At 70.6% G+C, this 22,906-nt stretch carries 26 protein-coding genes and 1 pseudogene; 16 read left to right on the plus strand and 11 right to left on the minus strand.

Features of this window, described 5'->3' with window-relative positions; genetic code table 11:
* The first annotated feature begins 184 nt into the window (after positions 1 to 184).
* The gene (locus ABH926_RS31920) at positions 185 to 880 is read left to right on the plus strand and encodes a class I SAM-dependent methyltransferase (protein WP_370369609.1); all 696 of its coding nucleotides are present in this window, start codon (positions 185 to 187) and stop codon (positions 878 to 880) included.
* Between the two features lie 54 nt (positions 881 to 934).
* On the opposite strand, the gene ABH926_RS31925 is transcribed toward ABH926_RS31920, so the two are convergent.
* From ABH926_RS31925 to ABH926_RS31935, 3 genes are all read right to left on the minus strand, one after another.
* The gene (locus ABH926_RS31925) at positions 935 to 2,374 is read right to left on the minus strand and encodes an FAD-binding protein (RefSeq protein WP_370369610.1); all 1,440 of its coding nucleotides are present in this window, start codon (positions 2,372 to 2,374) and stop codon (positions 935 to 937) included.
* Positions 2,375 to 2,565: 191 nt separating this feature from the next.
* Complete coding sequence (locus ABH926_RS31930; RefSeq protein ID WP_370369611.1) at positions 2,566 to 3,636, minus strand: CapA family protein; 1,071 nt, start codon at positions 3,634 to 3,636, stop codon at positions 2,566 to 2,568.
* Complete coding sequence (locus ABH926_RS31935) at positions 3,633 to 4,448, minus strand: DUF72 domain-containing protein (RefSeq protein WP_370369612.1); 816 nt, start codon at positions 4,446 to 4,448, stop codon at positions 3,633 to 3,635. Before ABH926_RS31935 ends, ABH926_RS31930 begins: the two co-directional genes overlap by 4 nt.
* 178 nt (positions 4,449 to 4,626) lie before the next feature.
* Between ABH926_RS31935 and sigK the strand changes: the two genes are divergently transcribed.
* From sigK to ABH926_RS31980, 9 genes are all read left to right on the plus strand, one after another.
* Positions 4,627 to 5,214, plus strand: coding sequence for an ECF RNA polymerase sigma factor SigK (gene sigK / locus ABH926_RS31940; protein WP_370369613.1), 588 nt, complete (start codon positions 4,627 to 4,629; stop codon positions 5,212 to 5,214).
* A complete protein-coding gene (locus tag ABH926_RS31945; protein ID WP_370369614.1) occupies positions 5,211 to 6,005 on the plus strand; it encodes an anti-sigma factor domain-containing protein in 795 nt (264 codons plus the stop codon). Before sigK ends, ABH926_RS31945 begins: the two co-directional genes overlap by 4 nt.
* A gap of 171 nt (positions 6,006 to 6,176) precedes the next feature.
* Entirely contained in the window at positions 6,177 to 6,926 is a 750-nt protein-coding gene (locus ABH926_RS31950) for a hypothetical protein (protein WP_370369615.1), read from the plus strand.
* A gap of 6 nt (positions 6,927 to 6,932) precedes the next feature.
* Positions 6,933 to 7,658, plus strand: a complete 726-nt coding sequence (locus ABH926_RS31955; RefSeq protein WP_370369616.1) for a class F sortase — start codon at positions 6,933 to 6,935, stop codon at positions 7,656 to 7,658.
* 18 nt (positions 7,659 to 7,676) lie between these two features.
* Positions 7,677 to 8,279 carry a hypothetical protein gene (locus tag ABH926_RS31960; RefSeq protein WP_370369617.1) on the plus strand — a complete coding sequence of 201 codons (603 nt, stop codon included), beginning with the start codon at positions 7,677 to 7,679 and terminating at the stop codon, positions 8,277 to 8,279.
* A 12-nt stretch (positions 8,280 to 8,291) separates the two neighbouring features.
* Complete coding sequence (locus ABH926_RS31965) at positions 8,292 to 8,753, plus strand: cupredoxin domain-containing protein (protein WP_370369618.1); 462 nt, start codon at positions 8,292 to 8,294, stop codon at positions 8,751 to 8,753.
* A gap of 67 nt (positions 8,754 to 8,820) precedes the next feature.
* Complete coding sequence (locus ABH926_RS31970) at positions 8,821 to 9,543, plus strand: YcnI family protein (protein WP_370369619.1); 723 nt, start codon at positions 8,821 to 8,823, stop codon at positions 9,541 to 9,543.
* A 10-nt stretch (positions 9,544 to 9,553) separates the two neighbouring features.
* A complete protein-coding gene (locus ABH926_RS31975) occupies positions 9,554 to 11,251 on the plus strand; it encodes a copper resistance CopC/CopD family protein (RefSeq protein WP_370369620.1) in 1,698 nt (565 codons plus the stop codon).
* 93 nt (positions 11,252 to 11,344) lie between these two features.
* Complete coding sequence (locus ABH926_RS31980) at positions 11,345 to 11,692, plus strand: hypothetical protein (protein ID WP_370369621.1); 348 nt, start codon at positions 11,345 to 11,347, stop codon at positions 11,690 to 11,692.
* A gap of 73 nt (positions 11,693 to 11,765) precedes the next feature.
* Here ABH926_RS31980 and ABH926_RS31985 read toward each other — a convergent pair whose 3' ends face one another.
* Entirely contained in the window at positions 11,766 to 13,295 is a 1,530-nt protein-coding gene (locus ABH926_RS31985; protein WP_370369622.1) for a Na+/H+ antiporter, read from the minus strand.
* A 246-nt stretch (positions 13,296 to 13,541) separates the two neighbouring features.
* Here ABH926_RS31985 and ABH926_RS31990 point away from each other — a divergent pair.
* Both ABH926_RS31990 and ABH926_RS31995 read left to right on the plus strand, forming a co-directional pair.
* Positions 13,542 to 13,805: pseudogene (locus ABH926_RS31990) on the plus strand (oleate hydratase); the annotation flags it as partial.
* A 59-nt stretch (positions 13,806 to 13,864) separates the two neighbouring features.
* Positions 13,865 to 14,089 (plus strand): hypothetical protein, encoded by a 225-nt coding sequence (locus ABH926_RS31995; protein WP_370369623.1) that lies wholly within the window; start codon positions 13,865 to 13,867, stop codon positions 14,087 to 14,089.
* A gap of 10 nt (positions 14,090 to 14,099) precedes the next feature.
* Here the strand turns inward: ABH926_RS31995 and ABH926_RS32000 are convergent, their stop codons facing one another.
* From ABH926_RS32000 to ABH926_RS32015, 4 genes are all read right to left on the minus strand, one after another.
* On the minus strand, positions 14,100 to 14,627 hold the full coding sequence (locus ABH926_RS32000) for a hypothetical protein (protein WP_370369624.1): 528 nt from the start codon (positions 14,625 to 14,627) through the stop codon (positions 14,100 to 14,102).
* Positions 14,628 to 14,764: 137 nt separating this feature from the next.
* Positions 14,765 to 15,151, minus strand: a complete 387-nt coding sequence (locus tag ABH926_RS32005) for a hypothetical protein (protein ID WP_370369625.1) — start codon at positions 15,149 to 15,151, stop codon at positions 14,765 to 14,767.
* Between the two features lie 83 nt (positions 15,152 to 15,234).
* The gene (locus ABH926_RS32010; protein ID WP_370369626.1) at positions 15,235 to 16,035 is read right to left on the minus strand and encodes an ABC transporter permease; all 801 of its coding nucleotides are present in this window, start codon (positions 16,033 to 16,035) and stop codon (positions 15,235 to 15,237) included.
* On the minus strand, positions 16,032 to 16,826 hold the full coding sequence (locus ABH926_RS32015; protein WP_370369627.1) for an ABC transporter ATP-binding protein: 795 nt from the start codon (positions 16,824 to 16,826) through the stop codon (positions 16,032 to 16,034). Before ABH926_RS32015 ends, ABH926_RS32010 begins: the two co-directional genes overlap by 4 nt.
* A gap of 161 nt (positions 16,827 to 16,987) precedes the next feature.
* On the opposite strand from ABH926_RS32015, the gene ABH926_RS32020 reads away from it, so the two are divergent.
* From ABH926_RS32020 to ABH926_RS32030, 3 genes are all read left to right on the plus strand, one after another.
* Positions 16,988 to 18,199: a sensor histidine kinase gene (locus ABH926_RS32020; protein ID WP_370369628.1), complete on the plus strand. Its 1,212-nt coding sequence runs from the start codon at positions 16,988 to 16,990 to the stop codon at positions 18,197 to 18,199.
* A complete protein-coding gene (locus tag ABH926_RS32025; protein ID WP_370369629.1) occupies positions 18,196 to 18,864 on the plus strand; it encodes a response regulator in 669 nt (222 codons plus the stop codon). The genes ABH926_RS32020 and ABH926_RS32025 overlap by 4 nt, the downstream gene beginning before the upstream one ends.
* A gap of 101 nt (positions 18,865 to 18,965) precedes the next feature.
* Positions 18,966 to 19,907: a D-alanyl-D-alanine carboxypeptidase family protein gene (locus tag ABH926_RS32030; RefSeq protein ID WP_370369630.1), complete on the plus strand. Its 942-nt coding sequence runs from the start codon at positions 18,966 to 18,968 to the stop codon at positions 19,905 to 19,907.
* An 81-nt stretch (positions 19,908 to 19,988) separates the two neighbouring features.
* Here ABH926_RS32030 and ABH926_RS32035 read toward each other — a convergent pair whose 3' ends face one another.
* From ABH926_RS32035 to ABH926_RS32045, 3 genes are all read right to left on the minus strand, one after another.
* On the minus strand, positions 19,989 to 20,399 hold the full coding sequence (locus ABH926_RS32035; protein ID WP_370369631.1) for a hypothetical protein: 411 nt from the start codon (positions 20,397 to 20,399) through the stop codon (positions 19,989 to 19,991).
* A 161-nt stretch (positions 20,400 to 20,560) separates the two neighbouring features.
* Entirely contained in the window at positions 20,561 to 21,061 is a 501-nt protein-coding gene (locus tag ABH926_RS32040) for a L,D-transpeptidase (protein ID WP_370369632.1), read from the minus strand.
* 210 nt (positions 21,062 to 21,271) lie between these two features.
* Entirely contained in the window at positions 21,272 to 22,150 is an 879-nt protein-coding gene (locus ABH926_RS32045) for a D-alanyl-D-alanine carboxypeptidase family protein (RefSeq protein ID WP_370369633.1), read from the minus strand.
* Between the two features lie 204 nt (positions 22,151 to 22,354).
* On the opposite strand from ABH926_RS32045, the gene ABH926_RS32050 reads away from it, so the two are divergent.
* The gene (locus tag ABH926_RS32050) at positions 22,355 to 22,879 is read left to right on the plus strand and encodes a L,D-transpeptidase (protein ID WP_370369635.1); all 525 of its coding nucleotides are present in this window, start codon (positions 22,355 to 22,357) and stop codon (positions 22,877 to 22,879) included.
* Positions 22,880 to 22,906 lie beyond the last annotated feature (27 nt).

Genomic DNA, 22,906 nt, shown 5'->3' on the forward strand with positions numbered 1-22,906 from the left:
GCGTTTTCCCCGATCCGCCGCCACGCCAGGCCGCCTCACTCCGTTGCCTCACCTCTGTGCTGGATATTTCCTCGAGTCTGCGCAGCGCCGGGGCGGCCGGCAACCTCACTGAGCCTTACGGGGCGCATCGGTCGCGTCGGTCGACGGTCCGGCGCGACAATGGCGGTGACCGAGGAGGCGCGAAATGTCGGCGGATTCGACGGACTCGACGGATTCTGCGGATTCGATAAATTCGGCAGCGCAGCTGCGTGCCTTCCAGCGCACCGCACAGGCGGCGGCGTTCGACCACATCGGCGAGCGCTACGACGAGGCCTTCCCGCACAAGGAGGGCCAGATCGCCGTCGCCCAGTGGCTCATCGAGCGCTTACGCCCGGGGGCGCGCATCCTGGACGTCGGGTGCGGTACCGGCCTGCCGACGGCCCGCCAGCTGGTCGAGTCCGGCGCCGACGTCACCGGCATCGACATCTCGCCGGTGATGCTCGCGCTGGCCCGGGCCAACGTCCCCGAGGCAGAGTTCCTCCTGCTGGACGCCACCGAGGTGGACTCCTCGCTCGGCGTCTTCGACGCGGTCGTCGCGTTCTTCTCGCTGCTCATGCTGCCGCGTTCGGAGATCCCGGCCGCGCTCGAGGCGCTGCGCTCCGTGCTGCATCCCGGCGGCTGGCTGATCCTCAGCATGGTCGAGGCCGACCTCGACCACGTGCCCATCTCGTTCCTCGGGGTGTCGGTGCACGTCACAGGCTACTTCGAGGAGAGGTTGCGCCGGGTTGTGAGCGAAGCCGGATTCCGCATCGTCGACCAGGACATCGAACGCTATGCACCCGTCGGCCGCTATGCCCAGCCGGAGATCCAGCTGTTCCTCGCGTGTCAGCGCGACGCCTGAGCCGCCGCGCTGACACCCGAACCAACACCCGAACCGCCGCTCGGCCGGCGGCCTCTACCCCTGACCGGTCACGCCGGGCTTGATCTCGCTGCGGGAAGCCACGGGCGGCGGGAAGATGCCCTGTCCCGGAGTCAGGATCCGCTGCGGGTCGTACCGATGCTTGGCGGCGGCGAAGAACGGCCACTGCCCGCCGTACTGCTGGCGCCAGTCGCGCGCGGTCAAGCCCGGAATGGACCCGACCGGGTATTGGGTACCGCCGAGCGACTGGTTGTCGTGGTAGAGCACGCTGTTCGCGGCGAGCATCGCCGATGCGGGCAGCGCGTCAGTGTCCGGTGACGCGGTGCGCAGAATCGAGAACAGGAAAGCGAACTCGCCGTCCCGCGGCACCCGCAGCAGCGGCTCTTTCAGCTTCTGGGTGGGGACCGGGTAGACCAGGACCAGTCCGCTGGCCCCGATGTCGTCCGCGGTCAGACCTGCGACGGTCGTGCTGACGAACGTGTCGGCGTCCGCATCGGGGACCAGCAGGTTGAGCCAGGGGTGGGGGTCGAACCATTCGCCGGTGGACTTCAGGAACGCGACGACCGGCGCGAGCTGGTTGATGAAGTCGGCGTAGGCGACGTCCTGGGTCTGGGGCGTCCCGGTGAAGCCGAGGCCGGCGAGCAGCGCGGCGTCGTCCGGCGGGGTGGTGGTGAAGTAGGACGCCCCTTGGAGGGCGAACTGCGCGGCGGCGCCGACCGGGCTGACCGAGCCCTCGAGCCAGTCGAACCGGCCCTCGCGCGCGGCCAGGCGCTGGGCCGCCATCAGGCCCGCCGCCGTGGGGTACGCCAGGTTGTAGGTGCGCACCATGGTCGGCGCCGGCACCAGGCGCACCGTGCACCGGGTGATCACCGCGACCTGTCCGAGCCCGGCGAGCGCGGCGTGGAACAGGTCGGCGTTCACGGCCGCGGAGCAGGTGTGCACCTCGCCGGTCCCGGTGACCACCTCGAGCTCGGTCACGTTGTCCACCTGCGCGCCGAAACGCTGCGAGGCCCCGCCGAACCCGCCGGCCGCCAGCGTGCCGCCCACCGACAGCTCGATGTAGTCGGTGAACACCGGGGGCGTCAGGCCGTGCGTGAGGCTCGCGTGCAGCAGCGCGCTCCACAGCGCGCCGGCGCCCACCGACGCCGTGCCGGCGGCCGGGTCGACGGTGATCGAGCTCAGCGGGGTCATGTCGATCACCAGACCGCCGTCGACCTGCGCCTGGCCGTAGGTCTGGTGGCCCTGGCCGCGCGGAGCGACCGGCAACCCCTGGCGCGCGCAGAACGCGATCATCACCGCGATGTCGTTGACGGATCCGGGCTCGAGCACCGCGCGCGGCGTGCGGTGGATCAGATGCCCGAAGTCGTCCTCGAACGGCGCGAGATCGGCCGGGTCGAACAGCAGTCGCCCGTCCAGGGGCGGCACCGGCTCCAAGCCGGCGCCACCGCCGGTATCGGCCGACGCCCAAACGCGCATGGTGGTATCGAAGCCGACCACCACTGCGCCGCCCACAAGGGTGCGCAGTAGGGTCCGGCGACTCGGTGCGTGACCCACGTCCGACCTCAGTTCACTAGATCGACAGAACGTCGACAGTTAACCGGCGTGCACTGCCGGCTATTGGGAGGCGCGCCCATCGTCCCTCGAATGGCCCGCACCCACTCGGGTGGTCACCGGGTGCCCATATGACGGCCGGCTGCGGCCAACTGCTCGCCGAGCCATTCGGCATCGCTGTCGGAGGCTTGTTCCAGACGCATTCTGCGGCTGCGAACGGCATCCATGGCCAGGGAAGCCAGGCGTCCGGTGTCGGGGTCGACGTCGGCGAAGTACAGCAGGTGCAGATCGTCGCGGAAGGCGTCGGTGGCCGGATCGCCCACGATGCCTTCGTAGTCGTTGATCAGGTCGCCGCAGCCGTAGAGGATCAGGTGGTCCCGGTAGACCTCTAACGCGCGGGGATGGTGCGAGGAGTGGCCGTACACGAGGTCGACACCCCCGTCCACGAGGCGGTGTGCGAAGGCGATCTGCTGGTCCGGGATGTGGTGGCCCCAGTTCTTGCCCCAGTGCACTGATACGGCGACGATGTCCCCGGGGCGGCGGGCCGCGGCGGCTTGCGCGACGAGGTCGTCGGCTGAGGTGTCATCGTCCTCGGCAATCAGGTTCACACCGGGACGATCTCCCGTTGCCGCCCAGGCGAGCGGCACGCCGGCGGACGGCGAGGCCGCGGCCAGGATCACGGCTCGGCCGCCGCCGCCCGGCAGGTCGACGACGGCCGGACGGCGCGCCTGCTCGATGTCGGCTCCGGCGCCGGCCACCGCGATCCCGGCGTCGGTCAGGGCTCTGATCGTGTCGAGCAGACCTGCCCGGCCGAAGTCGAGGATGTGGTTGTTCGCCAGGACGCAGACGTCGAGGCGGGCGGCGAGCAGGCACGGGACGTTGGCCGGGCTCATCCGGTAGCAGACGGCCTTGCCCGGCGCGAACTGCCCGCCGCGGGTGATCGCGGTCTCCAGGTTGACCAGCCGGACGGCCGGCGAACGGCGGTCGAGCAGCGCCAGGGCGTCGCCCCAGGGCCAGTCGAAGGGCACCGGTCGCGGGATCGGGCCGTTGACCGCCTCGGCGAGGCGGACGTAGCCGGCGGCGTCGTGGAGGAAGGCCTCGCGCAGCTGTGGGTCACCGGGGTGCGGCAGGATGCTGTCGATGCCGCGGCCGGTCATGACGTCGCCGGCGAGGAAGAGGGTGGTCATCGGGACGGCCCAGCGTGTTCGGGCGGTTCGGACGGTTCGGACGGTTCGGCTGGTTCGGGCGTTCGCGACGTCCGGCTCACTTCAAGGCCCGCGTGCCGGGCCATGCGCGCGAACGCGAACGCGTCGTCCACGGCCGCGCCACCTGCGTCGTTGTTGAAGTAGACGTGGACGGCCGCGCCGGGAGTCCACCCGCCCTGAATCCGCTCGACCCAGTGGTGCAGCGCGCTCCTGCCGTAGTGGTGCCCGGCGCCACTGCCTCCGTGCAGCCGCACGTACCCCCAGTCCGCGGTCTGCCACAGGGGCGACACCGGACGCGAACCCCGATCGACCCAACACAGCGCCGCACCGTTGCGCTCCAGAACCTCACGCACCTCCGGCACCCACCACGACTCATGCCGCGGCTCGACGGCAACGCGCTGACCGGTGGGAAAGCAGCGCAGGCAGGCGTCCAGATCCGACGGCTCGGCCACGAGCGTCGGCGGCAACTGGAGCAGCACCGGCCCAAGACGCGGCCCAAGCCCCGACGCAGCGGCCATGAGGCGACGCACCGGCCCCTCCGGATCCCGAAGCCGCCGGATGTGGGTGAGGTAACGACTGGCCTTGACCGCCATCGTGAAGTCCCCGGGCGTCCGGGCCCGCCAGCCGGTGAAGGTCTCGCGCTCGGGGAGCCGGTAGAAGGCCGCGTTGACCTCGACCGTGGCGAAGGCTGCCGCGTAGGTCTCCAGCCACAGGCGGTGCGGGATGTCCCGCGGGTAGAGGATCCCGGACCAGTCCTTGTACTGCCAGCCCGACGTCCCGACGAGGATGGGCATACCCGACCAGGATTTCATGGCGGCGGATCGGGCGCTCACCTCTGCGTGTGCGTGGCCATCGAGGCCGCAGACCAATCCGAAGCCACCCCGGCATCGAATCGCATACGTGAGGCATGAATCGGGACAGCCGCCGCGCCGCCCCGGCCCCGTCGACGTCCAGATCCGGAGACGACAGAGCATGCTCGGACGCACCGGCTCCAAACCCGCCGCTGCCGAGGGGCAGGACACCCTGGAATCCCATCTGCGCCGGGTGGCGCTGGGCGACCGCGGGGCCTTCGACGCGGTCTACGACCAGCTCGCGGGCCCGATTCTGGGCGTGGCCCGGCGGATCGTGCGCGATCCGGCCCAGGCCGAGGAGGTGGCACAGGAGGTGTTGCTGGAGATCTGGCGCACTGCCAGCCGGTTCGATCCGGATCGCGGGTCGGCCCGGGCCTGGGCTCTGACCATGGCTCACGCGCGCGCCGTGGATCGGGTGCGTTCCGCCGAGGCCGCCGCGCGGCGGGAGGCGCGGTGCGTGGAGTTGATGCCCGAGGCGCCGTTCGATCAGGTGGTGGAGGCAGTGGAGGCACGCTTGGACCGGCAACGGGTCCGGCATTGCCTGGGCGGCCTGACCGAATTGCAGCGGCAGTGCGTCACGCTCGCCTATTACGGCGGCTACACCTATTCGCAGGTGGCGCATTTGCTCGACACCCCGCTGGGGACTGTGAAAACCCGTTTGCGCGACGGTTTGGCCCGACTGCGCGACTGCATGGGAGTTGGAGGATGAACGTGATGTACCCCGAAGTCCACTCCCTGACCGGCGCTTACGTGTGCCACGCGCTGGACCCCGCCGAACGCGAGGCATTCGAGCGGCATCTGGTCCAGTGCCCGACCTGTGTGCAGGAAGTGGCCGAGTTGCGGGAGACCACGGCGCTGCTCGCCTCGGCCGTCGCCGAGACCCCGCCGGCGCGGTTGAAGGCCGCGGTGGACGCGCGGATCGCGATCACCCGGCAGATCGCGCCGATCATCAGCCGCGTCCCGGCCCGGCACACCGCGCGGCCCATGCACCCCAGGCAGTCCAAGCAGTCCAAGCAGTCCAAGCAGCCCAGACAGCCCAGGCGGCGCTGGTTCACCGCCCTGGGCTGGGGTGTCGCCACCGGTCTGGCCGCCGCCGTCGCGGTGCTGGGCGTGCAGGTGAACGACCAGCAGGGCCGGATCGATCAGGCCGACCAGCGCGCCACCTCGATCTCTGCGTTGCTGGCCGCCCCCGACGTGCACACCGGAAGCGTGGTCATCAGCACTGGCGGAACCGGCACCGTGGTGGTGTCCCGGTCCCACGACGAGGCCGCGATCACCGTGAGCGGACTGACCGAACCGGCGCCGGGCAAGGCGTATCAGCTGTGGATGATGGGGCCCTCGGGCGCCCGCTCCGGCGGTGTGCTGCCGGCCGGGACCTCTGATTCAGTGCTCGCACACGGACTCGGCGACGCACAGACGATCGGGCTCACCGTCGAGCCGGCCGCGGGATCGGCTCAACCGACCACCGCGCCGGTCATGCTGCTTCCCATGCCTGCTTGAACGGGAAACAAATTCCCTTTGCAAAAAGTTCGATATCCCGCCAATCCAATCACCTGACGCCTTCGAACTCCCAGTGACACATCAATCCGGCCTAAAAGACCGTTGAGTCTGGAGGAGCGAGCGATGAGCAGAGCAGGGAGAATCACCGGAAGAATAACGGCGGCGGCAGCGGTGACAGCCTTCGCGACCATACCGATCGCCATGGTGGCCGGCACGGCCGGCGCGCAGTCGTCCGGCACCGCCACCTACATGGCGACGCTGGACCCGCTGAACCACGCCTCCGGCTCCGGGACGCTGATGCTTAAGCTGACCGGCGACCAGGCCGTCATCACCGAGAACGTGCAGGGACTGGCCACGACCTTCATGGGCGCGGCCTATCCGCACGTGCAGCACATCCACATCGGTGCGGCGGGCACCTGCCCGGGCGCCTCGGCCGACAAGAACGGCGACGGCGTGGTCAGCACCACCGAGGGCGCGCCGTTCTACGGCGGCATCGGCACCACGCTGAGCGTCAGCGGGGACACCAGCCCCGCGGCCGGAACCGACGTCAAGATCGCACCGTCCGGTGGTTCGTTCAGCTACTCCCGCACCATCACCCTGGACGCGGCGACCGTGTCCTCGATCCAGGCCGGCAAGGCCGTGATCGTGGTCCACGGCCTGGACCCGGCAACCCTCAGCGCCCAGGCGCAGGCCGAGCCCAGTGACCTGGTTCCGTCGCTGCCGCTGGCCGCGACGTCGCCGGCACTGTGCGGTCCGCTGCAGGTGTCGCAGATGTCGTCGGTCCCCGGCGGCGGTGTGAACACCGGCGGTGGCGGGACCGCCGGGCTGCAGGAGCCGTGGATGTTCGGCGCGAGCGCCGGCCTGGCGGCCGCCGCTGGTGGCGCGCTGTATCTGCGGCGCCGGAACGCCGACCAGAAGTAGGCAGTCATGTCTTGGCTGACAAGGCTGTTCGGCAATGGCCGCCGGCGTCTGCTGGCGTCGGCGGCCGCCGTCCTGCTGCTGGCTTCCGTGGGAACGCTGGCGCTCGGATTCGCCGTGCAGCACCATCCGCCGCAGCCCCCGGCTTCGGCAGCACTGCCGGCCACGGGGGTGCCGGAGCCGGCGAGTCCCAGTAGCACGCCTCCGACGACGGCGGCGAGCCCGACGACAGTACCGACAACGCCAACTCCGACACCACAGCCTCCGGCCTCGCCGGCGGCCACACCCACCGCGATCAGCATCCCCGAGATCGGTGTGCACCACTCGCTGATCCAGCTGGGTCAGAGCTCTGACGGCAGCATCCAGACACCGCCGCTGACCGACCCGTCGGTACCCGGCTGGTACCGCTACTCCCCCGCGCCGGGGCAGGTGGGCCCGGCCGTCATCGTCGGCCACATCGACGGCACCACCGGTGCCGAGGGCGTCTTCTACAACCTGGGCGCACTCCGGCCCGGCGACACCGTGGACGTGACCCGCAGCGACAACACCGTGGCCGTGTTCCGGATCGACGGCGTCGAGAAGTACGCCAAGAGCTCCTTCCCCACCCTGACCGTCTACGGCAACACCACCAACCCGCAACTCCGGCTGATCACCTGCGCCGGACCGTTCGAGAACCAGCACTACCAGGACGACATCGTCGTCTACGCCACTTTGACCGGGACCCACTCGGACTAGCCCGCGGAGGCGGACATCATGAGGGCACTGAAACTGTTCGCGGCCATCGCCACGGCGGCCGTGATGGCCGGCTGCGCCTCGGCGAAAGCCGCCGCTCCAGCCGCCTCCGCTCCCAGTTCCGCGGCGCCCAGTTCCGCCGCACCCGGTTCATCCGCACCCAGTTCATCAGCTCCCAGCTCGTCCGCCGCCGGGCCGTCAGTGTCCGCACTGATGGTGTGCGGGACGGAGATCGCCGGCGACGTCAACACGATCCTGGCCGCCTCGCCGGCCCCGACCAAGACGTCCACCTGGAGCGATCACCTCTACACCTGCACCTACCACCTGGCGTCCGGCACGCTGGTGCTGTCGGTGAAGGAATCGCCGGACGCCGCGTCCGCGAACACCTACCTCGCGGCACTCCAGCACCAGCTGGGCTCCACCACCGCACTCACCGGCAGCCAGGGCCTGGGCTTCCCCGGGTTCCAGAACGCCGCCGGGAACGTCGTCATCCTCAAGGACGACAAGACCCTGCACGTCGACGCCACCGGGCTGTCGGCGGCATCCGGCCCGAGCAAGCTCAGCCGCGCCGACGTGGCCTATGAGATCGCCACCGACATCCTCGGCTGCTGGACCGGAAAGTAGAAAGGACCTGTCATGTCCAGAGCCAGAACCCTTCGGCGCGTCGCGATCCCGGTCGCGGCAGTGATCCTCGCCGCTGTCGGCTGCTCCTCCTCGACCGGGGCCAAGAGCAGCCCGCCGCCGGCGACGACCCCGAGCTCCCCCACCGCACCGTCGATGACCACCGCACCGCCGATGACCACGGCCCCGAGTCCGACCCCGGGTTCCACGGCGACACCGGGTTCCACGGCGATGCAGATCACCATCGCCAACTACACGTTCAGCCCCGCGAACCTCACGGTGCACCCCGGACAGAGCGTCACCGTCGTCAACCACGACTCCGTGGCCCACACGCTGACAGCCGACTCCGGCAAGTTCGACACCGGCACCATCGACCCCGGGATGTCCGCGACGGTCACCGCCCCGGCCACCGCCGGCTCCTACCCGTACTCCTGCACCATCCACACCTCGATGCACGGCATGCTGACGGTCGGCTAGGAGGCCTGTGATGTCCGGTCATCGACGATCCCCGGGGGCACTCCCTTCCGGGAGGCCGCTGGCAGCCGTGCTCGCAGCCGCGACGCTGTTCGTCTTCACGTCGGCGGGCCTGGCCTCGGCACACGTCACCATCGGTCCGAACGCGACAGCCAAGGGCGGCAGCGACGTGGAGCTGACCTTCCGCGTCCCCGACGAGGAGGAGGCGGCGAACACCACGAAGCTCGAGGTCGTCTTCCCCACCGACCACCCGATCACCGGAGTGCTGCCCGAACCCACCCCCGGCTGGACGGTCGCGGTCACCAACACCACCCTGCCCAAGCCCATCACCACCGACGACGGCACCGTCACGCAAGTCGTCTCCGAGCTCACCTGGACCGGCGGCGCACTGCCACCGGGGCAGTACCAAGGCTTCCACGTCATGCTCGGCAAGCTGCCCGACGACACGAACCAGCTGGTGTTCAAGGCTGTGCAGACCTACTCCGACGGCGATGTGGTGCGCTGGATCGACCTCGCGCAGCCCGGCCAGCCCGCGCCGGACCATCCGGCGCCCGTGCTGGTCCTGACCGGTTCCGGTTCCGGTTCGGGCTCCGGTTCGCAGGCCTCGAACACGTCGGCCGGCACGCCGTCGGTCACGGCCAGCGCTTCCACCGCGAGCCCGAGCAGCAGCGACACCACCGCGCGCACGCTGGCCGGCGTCGGTATCGGCGCCGGCGTGGCCGGTCTGACGGTCGGCGCACTCGGCTGGTCCAGGGCCCGCCGCAAGTCCTCCGGCTCAACGCCCACGGACTGAGGCGGTCCTCGTGCTCCGTCGGCTGCTGGTCCTCCCAGCCCTGATCCTGTGCCTGGTCCTGCTGACCGCGCAGGGCGCCTTCGCCCACGCCACGGTGGTCGCGACCTCGCCCGGCGACGGGCAGACCGTCGCCTCGGCACCGCATCAGGTCTCGGTGACCTTCGACGAGCCGGTGGCCCTGCAGTTCGGCGCCCTGAGGGTGTTCTCGCCCACGGGCGCCAGGGTCGACGAGGGCAGTCCGGCCCATCCGGCCGGCCATGCCGACGAGGTCGCCGTCGCCGTGCCGAACGGACTGAGTCAGGGTACGTACACCGTCTCCTGGCGGGTCGTCTCCGCGGACTCTCATCCGGTCCAGGGCGCGTTCACCTTCAGCGTCGGCAAGGCGTCCGTCTCCACAGTCAACTCCTCGACCCTGAACCCCACAGGCAGCAAGACCGTTGGTGCCCTGTACGCGGTGGCGCGCTTCGTGGCCTACTTCGCGTTCGCCGTCCTGGTCGGTGCGGCGGTGTTCGTGTTCGCGTGGTGGCCGAACGGCGCACGGACCAAGGCGGTCCGGATCCTGCTCGCGTCGGCGTGGGGCGGACTGCTCGTCGCGACAGTCGGCGTGCTGGTATTGCAGGGCCCTTATGGCGCGGGGTTCGGACTCAGCCGCGCACTGGACACCGGAGTGCTGCGCACGACGCTGTCGACGCGCCTGGGTGAGGCGCTTTCGGTGCGGCTGGTCCTCCTGGCGCTCGCCGCCACTCTGCTGGCCTGGCTGTTCACCCGGCTGCCCGCGGCCTCGCGGCGGGCCCGGCTGCCGGCAGCGGCGGCCGGAGTCGCCCTGACCGTCGGGATCGCCGCGACGTGGGCCGTGTCCGGGCATGCCGGCACCGGGATCCAGGTCGCCCTGGCGGTGCCGGTCGACGTCGCCCACCTGTGTGCGATGGCTGTCTGGATCGGCGGTCTGACCATGCTGGCCGCGATCGTCCTGCGCCGCGGCGGCCGCGGAACGCCGGGCGAGCGGGCCCGGATGGTGCAGGGCTTCTCGCCGGTCGCGCTGTCGTGCGTGATCGTGCTGGTCGGCACGGGGACCTACCAGAGCTGGCGGCAGGTGGGCTCCTTTTCCGCGCTGACCGGCACGGCCTACGGAAAGCTGCTGCTGCTCAAGCTGCTCGGCGTGGCCCTGTTGATCGGCTTGGGCTATCTGGCACGCGCGTGGATCGCCCGACACCGCGAGGACCGGAACCCGGGGACCACCGACCGCGCCGCGATCTCCCGACTGCGCCGCTCCGTGGCCGGCGAAGTCGGCGTGGGGATCTGCGTGCTCGCCGTGACCGCCGCGCTGGTCAACGCCCCACCCGCACGCACCGCCCACGCGGCCTCCGCCGGGCCGGTCAGCGCCTCGGCCGCGTTCGACACCGGCGGCCCCGGCGGCAGCGGGACCGTCCAGGTGACCGTCGACCCGGCGAAGACCGGCGCCGACACGGTCCACCTCTACACCCTCGGCCCGACCGGTAAGCAGGAACAGGTCCTGCAGGTCCAGGCGTCCTTCACGCTCACATCGCGCGCCCTGGGCCCGCTGCCGGTGACGCTGCGCATCGCCGGAGCCGGCCACCTGATCGGCGACGCGGCTCTGCCCATCGCCGGGACCTGGCGCCTGGCCGTCACCGTGCGGACCGACGACGTGGACGAGACGACCGTGCAGATCCCGGTCGCCATCCGCTGAGGACCGGGGTCCAATCCGGAATCCGGGCCGGATCCGAACCACTGGTGAGCCGCAACACAGGAAGGACGCCCGGCGATGTGCAATCTGCGAAAAGTGATCCGTTCACGCAAGGCGACCTCCGATGCCGCGGTGAACCGATCGGTCCGCGAAGCCGAGGGCATCGTCCACCTCTGCTGGATCGACCAGCTGACCGATCGCTGCCTGGAGATGGAAGCGGCGATCGAGCGGGCGGAAGTCCGTTGCGAGATCGCCCAGCGGAGCCTGACCGCCGCACAACTCAGCGGCGACCCGCAGAAGATCGCGGCGTCTGGCCGGGACCTGCAGAAGGCGGTGGAGGCGGCCCGCGGGGCCTCCCTGGCGTGGGAGCGGACCTGCCAGGTGCTCGGCGCCGAGGCCAAGGCACACGCGCGCCGTAGCACGGACGCCCACCGAAAGCGTTGATCGGACTGCCGACATGTGCTCGACGGCATGTGCTCGACAAGGGCAGCGACCTCCCGCCACCGTCACCTGGCTCTCAAGCATCAAGCCCGGCTTCCCGGCGGTCGAGTTCGGCTTGCAGCCGCCGCCGGAGTCCGTCGCCGATCTGCTCCTCGGCGGACAACCTCCGCAGTTCGGCGGCCTGGACCCCCAGGACGTCGCGGCGCAGTGCGGCCAGGTCGGCCAGGAGCGCGGCGTCGGTGTCCGGGTCCAGGCGCTCGGCGTAGCGCTCGCGCAACCGGGCCGCTGCCGCCTCGTTGACGCCGCCGACCGCCGCGAGGTCGTCCAGGTACTCCACGGCAGCGCGGTCCATCGCCGCACGGGCCGCCGTCTCCTTTGCCTCGGCTCGTTCCGGAGCCACAGCCAGGCCGGAGGTGCGCACGATCCCGGCCAGGCTCAGGCCCTGGACCGTCAGCGTCGCGGCGACCACGGCGGTGGTCAGCACCAGAACGAGCGGCCGTCCGGGCAGGGGCGTACCGTCGGCGGCGGCCAGCGGGATCGACAGCGCGGCGGCCAGCGGCATCACCCCGCGCGTCCCGGCCCACGTGACCACCCGGGCCAGCGGCCAGGTCGGGTAGCTCCGCATCGGCCGGGCCAGCGCGGTGGTCGGCCAGACCCAGGCCATCCTGATGCCGATCAGCGCCGCGGCCAGCAGTGCCGCCTGCGCGGGCCACCAGCGGTGGCCCGGGCCCAGGTCCCGGACCAGCGTCGGCAGCTGCAGTCCGATCAGCGCGAACACCACCGACTCCAGTCCGAACACCACCACGGCGTACACGCTGTGCAGGTGCAGCCGGGTGCGGGCGTCGGTGATCCGGTGCGCCAGGCTGCCGGCGACGACGCCGGCCACCACCACCGCGGTCACGCCGGAGACATCGATGCTCTCCGCGAGGACGTACGCCGTATACGGGGTGACCAGGACGATCACGGTCTCCAGCACCGGATCGGCGATGCTCGAGCGCAGGAACGCCACCGTGCCGGCGAGCGCCGCCCCGACCGCGATCCCTCCGCCGGCGAGCACGAAGAACTTCCCCACCGCCCCCGGCGCACTCACCGAGCCCGCCGCCGCGCCGGCCACGGCGACCTTGAACAGCACCAGGGACGTGGCGTCGTTGAACAGGCTCTCGGACTGCACGAGTACCTGGATCCGCCCCGGCAGCGGCAGCCGCCGGCCCAGCGCCGTGACCGCCACCGGGTCGGTGGAGGCCAGCACGGACCCCAGCACGAACGCCATCGACGCCGAGAGCGCTGTCAACGCCAGCGCCAGCGAAGCGATCACCGCGGCCGTGGCCAGCACCAGGCCGAGCGCCAGGACCAGCACCGGCGCCCACACGCGCCGCAGGTCCCGTGCCGAGATCTCCTCGGCGGAGGCATACAGTAGGGGCGGCAGCACGACCATCGCGATCACGTCCGGGGCCACATGCACCGTGGGCGCGCCCGGCACCAAGGCCACCCCGATCCCGGCCAGCACCAGCAGCGACGGCGCCGGGATCCCCCACCGGCCCGCGAAGGTCGCCACGGCGGTGCCCAACACGACCAACAGCAAGATGATGACGACCGCGTGCGGCACCGGAAGACCCCTGAATCCGATCGTCGGGTCCGACACCTCTGGCAGGTATCGGGAAGACCCGAGCCGACCAGACTTCCCGGCGCACCGCCGCAAGCCTATTGAATCGGAACACGATTTCACCACGCCCGGCTCATGAACCGCTCACGGAGTCCGACATCATTCGACGTCAACCGGGCGGCGTAGCAGCGCAGGCCGGCAGCTGAGGGCGCCGCCTAGCGTCGAGGCATGCCTTCGGAGCCCAGGACCGTGTACTACAGCAACGGCAACTACGAGGCGTTCGCCCGGCCGCGCAAGCCGGTCGGGGTCGAGGACAAGACGGCGTGGTTCGTGGGTGCGGGCCTGGCCTCGATGGCCGCCGCGGCTTTCCTGATCCGGGACGGGCAGATGCCCGGGGAGCGCATCACGGTCCTGGAGCGGCTCAAACTGCCCGGCGGGGCCCTGGACGGCATCGCCAAGCCGAAGAAGGGCTTCGTGATCCGCGGCGGCCGGGAGATGGAGAACCACTTCGAGTAGTTCGCCAGACCACCCGCGACTGCATCTTCACCACCGAGTACTCGGTACGCACCGGCATGGAAGCGGCCTACCGGCTCCTCGGCGTGGAGCGCGGCGTGCCGGAGGTGTTCGGCTCCACGTACGACATCAGAGTCCTACTCGAGGCCACCACCCGACTGCGCGACGGCGAGACGCTGAGCCTGCGCGGCCCGGCGAAGCTGCGCAAGTGGCTGGGGCGCAAGCTCGACACCAATGAGATCGGCGAGCTTCTTAAGGACGCGGGCCTGATCGGCGAGGAATGAGTCTTCCCGCTCAGTCGAGGGTCCTGTCAGGTCGGGCATGGAAGGACTCGACACCGCGCCACGGCGACGGGCCGCCCAACGACCGATCGAGGCGATCCTGCGACGGGTCGAGTGAACGGCGGGCGGCGTTGACGAACGCGAGGTGCGCCACGCCGAGTGCGGCATGGATCGGCCGCAGCTCCTCAAGATCAGTTGGCTGGCGGCCGTGGAACAAGATGGCGAAGTCCTCCATGACCTCGCACATCTGCTCGGCGGCCGCACTGGTCTCCCTGTCCGCCACCAGACTGACCGAATGGGTGGCCGCCACGAACGGGACCCAGTCAACGGCCGGCCTGCGCTCGTCCAGGAATGCCTCGCGCAGCTCCGCCTCCACGGCCCCGAACGCCTGGAGGAACTTCTCGTAGGCGGCTGTTTGGGCTGCTTGCAGCCATTGTCGATTCTGGCTGCGCCGCCCTACGAAGCCACCTGCGACGACACCCACGACGGTGGCTGTGATGCCACCTGTTGCCGTTATCAGCAGGTCCCAGGGGACGGCCACGCTTGAACTCCCTCGTGTCAGCTTGCCGTGACCCACCGGGCCATGCCCATCGCAGTGCGCCGGGACGATCACAGTATTCTGTATCGGCCAGCTCCTTAAGCGCGAGGCTCGGTTCGCAGCGGCGAAGAGGCCCTCGGTCAGGTGCAGCGATTTTCGACAGAGATCAGGTGGGGGCGCGCTAGCAGCAGAGCGCCAACGGTTTCCATGCCGTCGATGTCGTGTCCCAGACGGTCGAAGACTTCAACGACTGGGATCTCCACCACGCTCATGTCGAAGTACTGCTCGATCACGTTGTCGAGGATCGGCTCCCGGTCCTTGACCACTAGCGCCGCGTCTTCGGGGTCCTCGCCGTCGGAGACTCCGCCGACAGACAGCTCGACGGTGTGGCGCTTGAGGTTATGCCTGTACTGCCGAACCATGACCAGTGTCCCGCTCTCGATGGCGGCCACAACCATCACCGAGGCGGGCGTGTCCATGAAGTAACCAGTCGATTTCCACCCCGTCGGGCATGCGGATGTCTTCACGGACGAACTTCTTGGGCTTGGCCACGATCACCCCGGCGTAGTGCGACGCCGGAGCCCGTGCCCGGTCCGCGACTTCAGCCCTATCAGGCGTCCTTCCGCATCCGCCACGCTCCCAGGCCCAGGACGACCGCCAGGTAAATCGCCAGCTCGGCAAGGGCCGCACTGAGAGAACCCGGGTCTTTGGGCGAGGGATGGCGCGAGACGCTCGCGAGCGTGTCCGCGATGTTCGACAACAGCCAGCGGTCCGGGACGTAGGTCCAGGCGTTGAAGGCGCCGGCCACCGGATACGCCAGATACGTGACGGTGAAGACGAGCGCGATGCCGGCACCGGTGTGCCGCACGAGCGTGCCGAGACCGAAGCCGATGAGCGTGACCGCCGTCAGGTACAGGTTCGCGCAAATCAGGGCACGTAGCACCCCGGGGTGGCCGAGACCGACGGCGAGGTGGGCCGAGGAGGCGGTGAGCGCCGCCTGTCCCAGGCCGTAGCAGATGAAGACGAAGACCTGTCCGACGACGAGGGTCAGGCCGGCCAGGGTGAGCGCCTTGGCGGCGAAGACCTGGCCGCGCCGGGGCACCGCGGTGAACGTGGCGCGGATCAGACCGGTGGCGTACTCGCTGGTGGCGACCAGGACGCCGAGGGCGCCGAGGGCCAGTTCGCCGAAGACGAACCCGCTCAGCGAGTCGCCGACCGGGTCGAAGTTCGCGCGATCGGCGGGCGTCATGGTGGCCCAGTGCTGGGCGTCTCCGGAGGCGGAGGTGACGCCGACGAAGACCGCGAGGGCCATGGCCAGTCCGAGGGCGGCGTAGGTGGAGCGTACGGAGCGCAGTTTGAGCCATTCGGCCCGGAGCACGCCCTTGGGAATTGCGAAGTTCGCCGTGGTCATCGCCAGACCTTCTTGTCCGCGTTGGTGGTGTCGGAGGTGCTGTCGGAGGTGCTCTCGGAGGTCGGGTAGGCAGTGCCGCCGGCGCGGTATTCGACGGCGGCGCCAGTAAGCGTGAGGTAGGCCTCCTCCAGCGAGCCGTACGCGGCGGTGAAGGCGGCCATGGTGGTGTCGGCGAGCAGCCGGCCGCGTCCGATGACGAGCAGGTGATCGGCGGTCAGGGCCATCTCGCTCATCAGGTGGCTGGAGACCAGGATCGTGCGCCCCTCGGCGGCGAAGCCCTTCATCAGGTTCCTGATCCAGACGATCCCCTCCGGGTCGAGGCCGTTGACCGGCTCGTCGAACAGGAGCACCGGCGGATCGCCCAGCAGCGCCGCCGCGATACCCAGGCGCTGCTTCATACCGAGCGAGAAGGTCCCGACGCGCTTGCGCGCGACACCCTCGAGCCCGACCAGGCCCAGCACTTCGTCAGCACGCCGATCGGGGACGGCGTTCGTCGCGGCCAGGGCGAGCAGGTGGGTGCGGGCGCTGCGGCCGGGATGGACGGCGTCGGCGTCCAGCAGCGCGCCGACGTGCCGCAGCGGCCGTTTGAGCGCGCGATAGGCCATGCCGGCCACGTGCGCGTGGCCGCCGTCCGGGGTGTCCAGTCCGATGATCATGCGCATCGTGGTGGACTTGCCGGCGCCGTTCGGGCCGAGGAAGCCGGTCACCCGGCCGGGCTCGACGGTGAAGGTGAGCCGGTCCACGGCCGTGGTCCCGCCGTAGCGGCGTGTCAGGTCCCGCACTTCGATCATTTCAGCTCCCTGGTCGGTCGCGGATGGGTACGGTCCACACTCGCCACCGGCGCGGGGTCCGGTCATCGCCTCGCGGGGATGTCTTCGCCTCGCCGTCTATGCCTTGCGGCATAGGCGGCAAGGGCGATGCTTTCCGAGCTCGGCCTGCCTACGCTGGGGGAATGCCCGCCGAACCGCGCCCGCCGCTGCTGCACCGGGTCCGCCCGCGCCAATGGGACGGACTCGCGTTGGCCTGCGCCCTCGTCTTCGGGCTGGTCACCTGGGGCACGCTGGCGCACCAGCGTCTGGCCGTGGCGGTGGTCGCGATCGGAACGCTGCTGGTGGTCATACCGATCGTGATCGGGCGGCGGACGCCGGTCGCGGCCTTCGCGCTCTTCCCCGTCGCGGTCGCGCTGCCCGTCGGGACGATGGCGCTCGCCGGCCTGGCCGTGGCCCCGGCCGCATACGTGCTCTACCTCGCTGCGGCCTCCCGCGGAGCCCGGACCAGGGCCGCGCTGCTCGCCTGCGGCACCGTCCTGCCGTTCCTGGCACCGCTGACCACCGGGGTCCACAAGGCCGGGGCGTCGTTTCCGTCCGCGATGCTCCTGGTCACGGCGTGGACGGTCGGTTACGCGATCGGCGAGCGCAGACGCTACACCGCCCAGGTCGTGCGCTATCACGCCGGGCTGGCGCAGGCATCGGCGCAGAAGGCGGGCCGGGAAGCGGCCGAGGAACGGATGCGGATCGCCCGGGAACTGCACGACGTGGTCGCGCACAGCATGAGCCTGATCACCGTCCAGGCCGGCTACGGCCGTCTGGTCGCCGGCTCCGAGCCCGAGGAGGCCGCCGCCGCCCTGGCGACGATCGAGGACGCCGGGCGCGCGGCCCTGACCGAGATGCGGCGGCTGCTCGGGGTGTTGCGGGAGGAGAATCCCGAAGCCGCCTCGCTCGCTCCCGCGCCCGGCCTGGCCGCGCTGCCGACGCTGGCCGAGCAGACCGCCCGGGCCGGAGTCCGGGTATCGCTGATCGTCGAGGGAGAGGAAAGGCAGCTGGCAGCCGGGATCGAGCTGGCCGCATACCGGATCGTCCAAGAGGCACTGACCAACGTGGTGCGGCACTCGGGCGCACCCAGCGCGGTCGTGGGCGTGACCTACGAGCCGGACGCGTTGACGCTGGAGATCAGCGACCGCGGGTCGGGCTGCGACCTGTCGCAGGCGCCCACCGGCCACGGCATCGTCGGGATGCGGGAGCGCGCGGCCATGTACGAGGGCTGGTTCCGCGCCGGGCCGCGCCCCGACGGCGGCTTCCGGGTCATGACCCGCCTGCCGCTGCGACCCGCGCCCGACACCGCCACGAACGCCACGAACTTCACGAACGCCGCGAGCACCGCGTGAGCACCCGGGCCGTCACCCGGGTGGTCGTCGCCGACGACCAGGCCCTGCTGCGCGCCGGGCTGAGCGGCATCATCCGGACCGCGCCGGACCTGGCGGTCGTCGGCGAGGCCGGCGACGGGAACGAGGCGGTCCAGGTCGCCCGCGACACGGCGCCGGACGTGGTACTCATGGACGTGCGGATGCCCGCGCTGGACGGCATAGCGGCCACCCGCATGGTGACCTCGTCGCTACCCGGCACCAGAGTGCTGATGCTGACGACCTTCGACATGGACGAGTACGTCTACGGCGCGCTGCGTGCCGGGGCCAGCGGATTCCTGCTCAAGGACGTGCCGCCGGCCGACCTGATCGCGGCGATCCGCGTGGTCGCCGCCGGCGAGGCGCTCCTGGCGCCGCCGGTGACCCGGCGGCTGATCGAGCGGTTCGTGACCAGCGCCGCCCCGGAACCGTCCGCGCAGACCGCGGTTCACAGTCAGATCGCCGGCATCACCCAACGGGAGCGCGATGTCCTGCGACTGGTGGCCGAAGGGCTCTCCAACGCGGAGATCGGCGCGCGCCTGCACATCACACCAGGCACGGCCAAGACCCACGTCGGCCACCTGCTGGCCAAACTCGGCGCCCGCGACCGGGTCCAGTTGGTGATCCTGGCGCTGCGCTCGAAGGTGTGAAGAACTCGGTCAAGCCTGGGCCCCGCCCTAACGGCCTACCCCGTCACCCATTAGCCCCAGCTTCGGGTAGCTCCGGTTTGTCCCGGTCAACAACTGATGTCATGAGACACATCGTTTCCAGGGATCGCCTCGGATCCTCGCGCAGAGTCGCCCGGCGGACCCTGGCTCCGCTGCTGCTCGCGGTCGTCGCCGGCACCGCTGCCACCGCCACCGCCACCGCGACCGCCTCCGTCTCCGTCTCCGCCTCCGCCTCCGCGGCCCGCATCCCGTGGCCCGGTTACGGGCAGTCCGCGGTCGCCGCCGACGGCCGGGCGCCGATGGGTACCTCCGGCGCGGTGGGCCGGCCGCACCCGACCGCCAGCGTGGCGAAGGTCATGGACGCCTACCAGGTGCTGCTCGACCATCCGCTGGGCGTGCACGACAGCGGTCCGACGATCACCGTCCTGCCGTACGAGGCCGCCGCCTATCGGGCCGAGATCCACAGCGGCCAGACCCTGGTCGCGGTCGCCGGCGGCGAGCGGATCAGTGAGCGCAAGGCCCTGGAGGCGATGCTGCTGCCCTCGGGGAACAACATGGCCCGCATCCTGGCGCGCTGGGACGGCGGCTCCATCGACCGGTTCGTGGCGCGGGAGAACCGGACCGCCTCGCGGCTGGGCATGGGCCACACGCACTTCGCGGACCCGGCCGGGACCGACTCGCGCACCGTCTCCACCGCGCCGGACCTGATCCGGTTGGACGAGGCCGCGATGGGGGTCGCCGTTTTCGCACAGGTTGTCGGGGAGACCTCGGCCCGGGTGCCGGTCGCCGGGGTGGTACGCAACCACAACCGGCTGCTCGGCCACAACGGCGTGCTCGGTGTGAAAACCGGCTGGACCGGCGCGGCCGGCGGCTGTCTGATGTTCGCCGCGCGGGTCAAGGGCGGGCGTTCGCACCAGTACCACACGGTGTACGGCGTCGTGCTCGGACAGCCCGGGCCGCCGCCGGCCGGGCGTTCCTTCGACGCGGCCGTGAGGCTGATCGAGGGTGCGCAGCGCTTCCTGTAGCACCCCGCCGTACGGGACGACGAAGCGCCGCGGCTGTCCGGACGGACAGTCGCGGCGCTGAACGGTTCCCGGTCGATCGCGTCAGTGCGCGCAGTGATGGTGGTGGTGGTGCACCACGCGGTGGCGTGCCTTGTGCTCCCGCGGGACCCAGAAGGCGCCTTCGATGTTGCGGCCCCACTTGCAGTGGCCTTCTACCTCGTACCGGCCGGGGTCGGTGTCCCGCGGGACCTTGAACCAGCCGGTCTTCCCCTCGGGGGTCCACTTGGCGAGCTTGATCCAGTGGCGCTTGCCGTCGATGGTGACGTGCACCTTCGCCGGCCCGCACTGGTGGCAGGACTCGGTGGACAGACGCACGACGTGGCCGGGCTTCACCACGTGGGGCGAGGCTTCGATCCTTCCAGACCTGCCCTCGTTCGCGTAAGCGGACGTGGCCGACACTCCGAAGGCTGTCGCTCCCATGACGGTGATGGCAGCGATGCGCGATACGCGCATGTGGGGTCCTCCTGACGAATGTGGTCGCAGAGGCGGTCTCTGCACCCACTTCGCCCTATTCCGCCATCGCCGAGCATCTTCACGCTTTGTTCATACTTAGCGCCCGTTTGGATCAGTGAATTCGTCAGTTGAGACCTCGCGGGGTGCCGGGGCCCGGTTTTTCATGTACCGGGCTTGTGTCCCCAGATGTAGACCGTGTCCCCGATCTCCAACGTCTTCCACAGCCGCCGCGCGTCCGCCACGCTCATGTTCACACACCCCTTCGACTTGCCCTTGTGGAGGTCGTCGCGGGAACCGTGCAGAGCGTAGTGGCGGTGGAAGAACTGGCTGTAGGGCAGCAGCGGCGAGGCCGGCCACTCGTGCCGCGCGTAGACGTGGAACGTGCCGTTGGGGGTCCACATCCCGCGGTAGCCGGTCCGGATCAGGACCGGTTCGAAGACGATCCGCGACCCTTTCTGCACCCACATCCGCTGGTGGTCCTGATCGACGCAGACGACGCGGCCCGGCCGGTGCGGACACAGGTTCGACCGGTCCGGTTTCGCGTCGGCGGCGGCGACGGCCGGGGTGAGGGCGATGAGCGCGAAGCCCGCCGCGACGACCGCAGCCGCCGCTCTGGCACGCGGGAGGGCTCGGAGGCCGGCTCGGTAGAAGGTGCGATTCACAGTTCATCGATGCTCCACGGCGGTGCCGGGTGTGCACGCGGCGGATCGGAGTCACCCGCTTGCCGCAGTACGATCACCCAGCTGCGCTACCGCCGACCCGACGGCAGGCCTGGAAACGGGCGGGCGATCCATCCGAACGGCTCACCAGAAAAGCCCCGCGTGCGCTACAGGCCCGGTTTACCGGACCGATTCGTTCCAGGCCCCCGTTCGCTACCGGCCCGCGCGGGCCGCGGCCGCCATCCGCCGCGCCGCCATGAAGATCGTTCCCGACTCGGGCCCGCCGGGCTGGCCGAGCAGGACCCCGTACGCCAGGCGGTCGCGGTCGTGCCCGGCGCCCTGGCGCACGGCGAACATCAGGCAGGAGCCGGCCGCGGAGGTCCAGCCGGTCTTCGTGCCGACGAAGCCGTCGGTTCCCAGCAGCGGGTTCGAGTTGCGCACTTTCCCGGCCACCGGCACCGCTGCCGACTTCTCGCCGACCACGCCGGCCAGCACCGGGTTCGCCATCGCGTTCTGGTCGAGCCGCAGCAGGTCGGGGGCCGTCGAGACGGTCGCGGTGTTCACGCCCGCCGGGTCGGCGTAGTGCGTGTTGTCCATTCCCACCTGCGCGGCGGTCTCGTTCATCCGCGCCACGAAGCCGTCGATGCTGCCGGCGTCCCACCGGGCAAGGATGCGGGCCATGTCGTTGGCGGAGGGCAGGAGCATCGCCTCCAGCGCCTTGTGCTCGCTGATCTGCTCGCCGGCGGCCACCGGGATCACCGATTCGCCGTTGCGGCGCGCCGCGTGGTACGCGCTGACCTCCGATGCCAGGACCGTGATCATCGGGCCCTGCTCACCGGGCTTCAGCGGATGGTCCGCCAGGACCCGGTAGGCCGTCATGACCTTGGTGACGCTGGCGATCGGCTGCGGCTTGGCCACCGGGCCGCTGACCGTGAGGCGCCCGGCCGACCACAGGGCCGCCTGGCCGGTCGCCGGCAGCGCGGAGGAGACGGGGCGGGCCTGGGCCGGCACGGCGGTGGCGGCGGGGACCGCGGCCAGCAGGACGGCGGTGCCCCAGCGCGTGACACGGTTCCGGAGAATCGATGTGTGCATGTGAGGTGATTATTCCGGTTTGCGGCGATCTGGCGTCACGACACGACAGCGGTTGCCAGGGTTTTGATGGTCCGGCGTCCCTGCCGGGCCGGCGGCCCGCCGTGCCAAACCTCCGAGCGGACAAACAGGTGATACGCACTGGCAAACGGGTGGCTCTCAGGACCGCGCCGGTAGATCAGACTACGTACTGTCCATCTATCGGATATGGCCACAACCCCAGACTCCGCATCGCGGCGCCGGGATCGGCAGCGTCCGACCGGGGCCCGCCGTGCCGCGATCTTCCTGGCGGCGTGCTCGGCGGTGTTCGCCGTCGCCGCGCCGTCCACCGCCGAGGCCGCCGCCACGCGAGCGGTGTCGCCGCACTGCCCCCAGTTGACGCGCAAAGTCGTCTGCGTCGACCAGAACCATCAGACGCTGTGGGTCCAGCAGGGCCACAAGGTCGTCTTCCCGGCGGTGCGGATCCGCACCGGCATGCCCGGGCGCCGGACCCCGGACGGCCTGTTCCACATCTGGCTGCGCAACCGCCACCAGTACTCGCACCTGTTCCACGAGCCGATGCCGTTCAGCAGCTTCTTCCACGGCGACTACGCCCTGCACGGCACCTACCAGGACGTCCGCAGGGGCGGGTCCAACGGATGCGTCAACCTGACGGTCGCCGACTCGGCGCGGCTGTTCCCGATGCTGGGCCTCGGCGACGTCGTCTACATCTGGGGACACAAGCCCCGCTGACCGCCGTCGGCGGCACTTCGGATAAGC

It is taken from the genome of Catenulispora sp. GP43, from assembly GCF_041260665.1.
Lineage (GTDB): Bacteria > Actinomycetota > Actinomycetes > Streptomycetales > Catenulisporaceae > Catenulispora.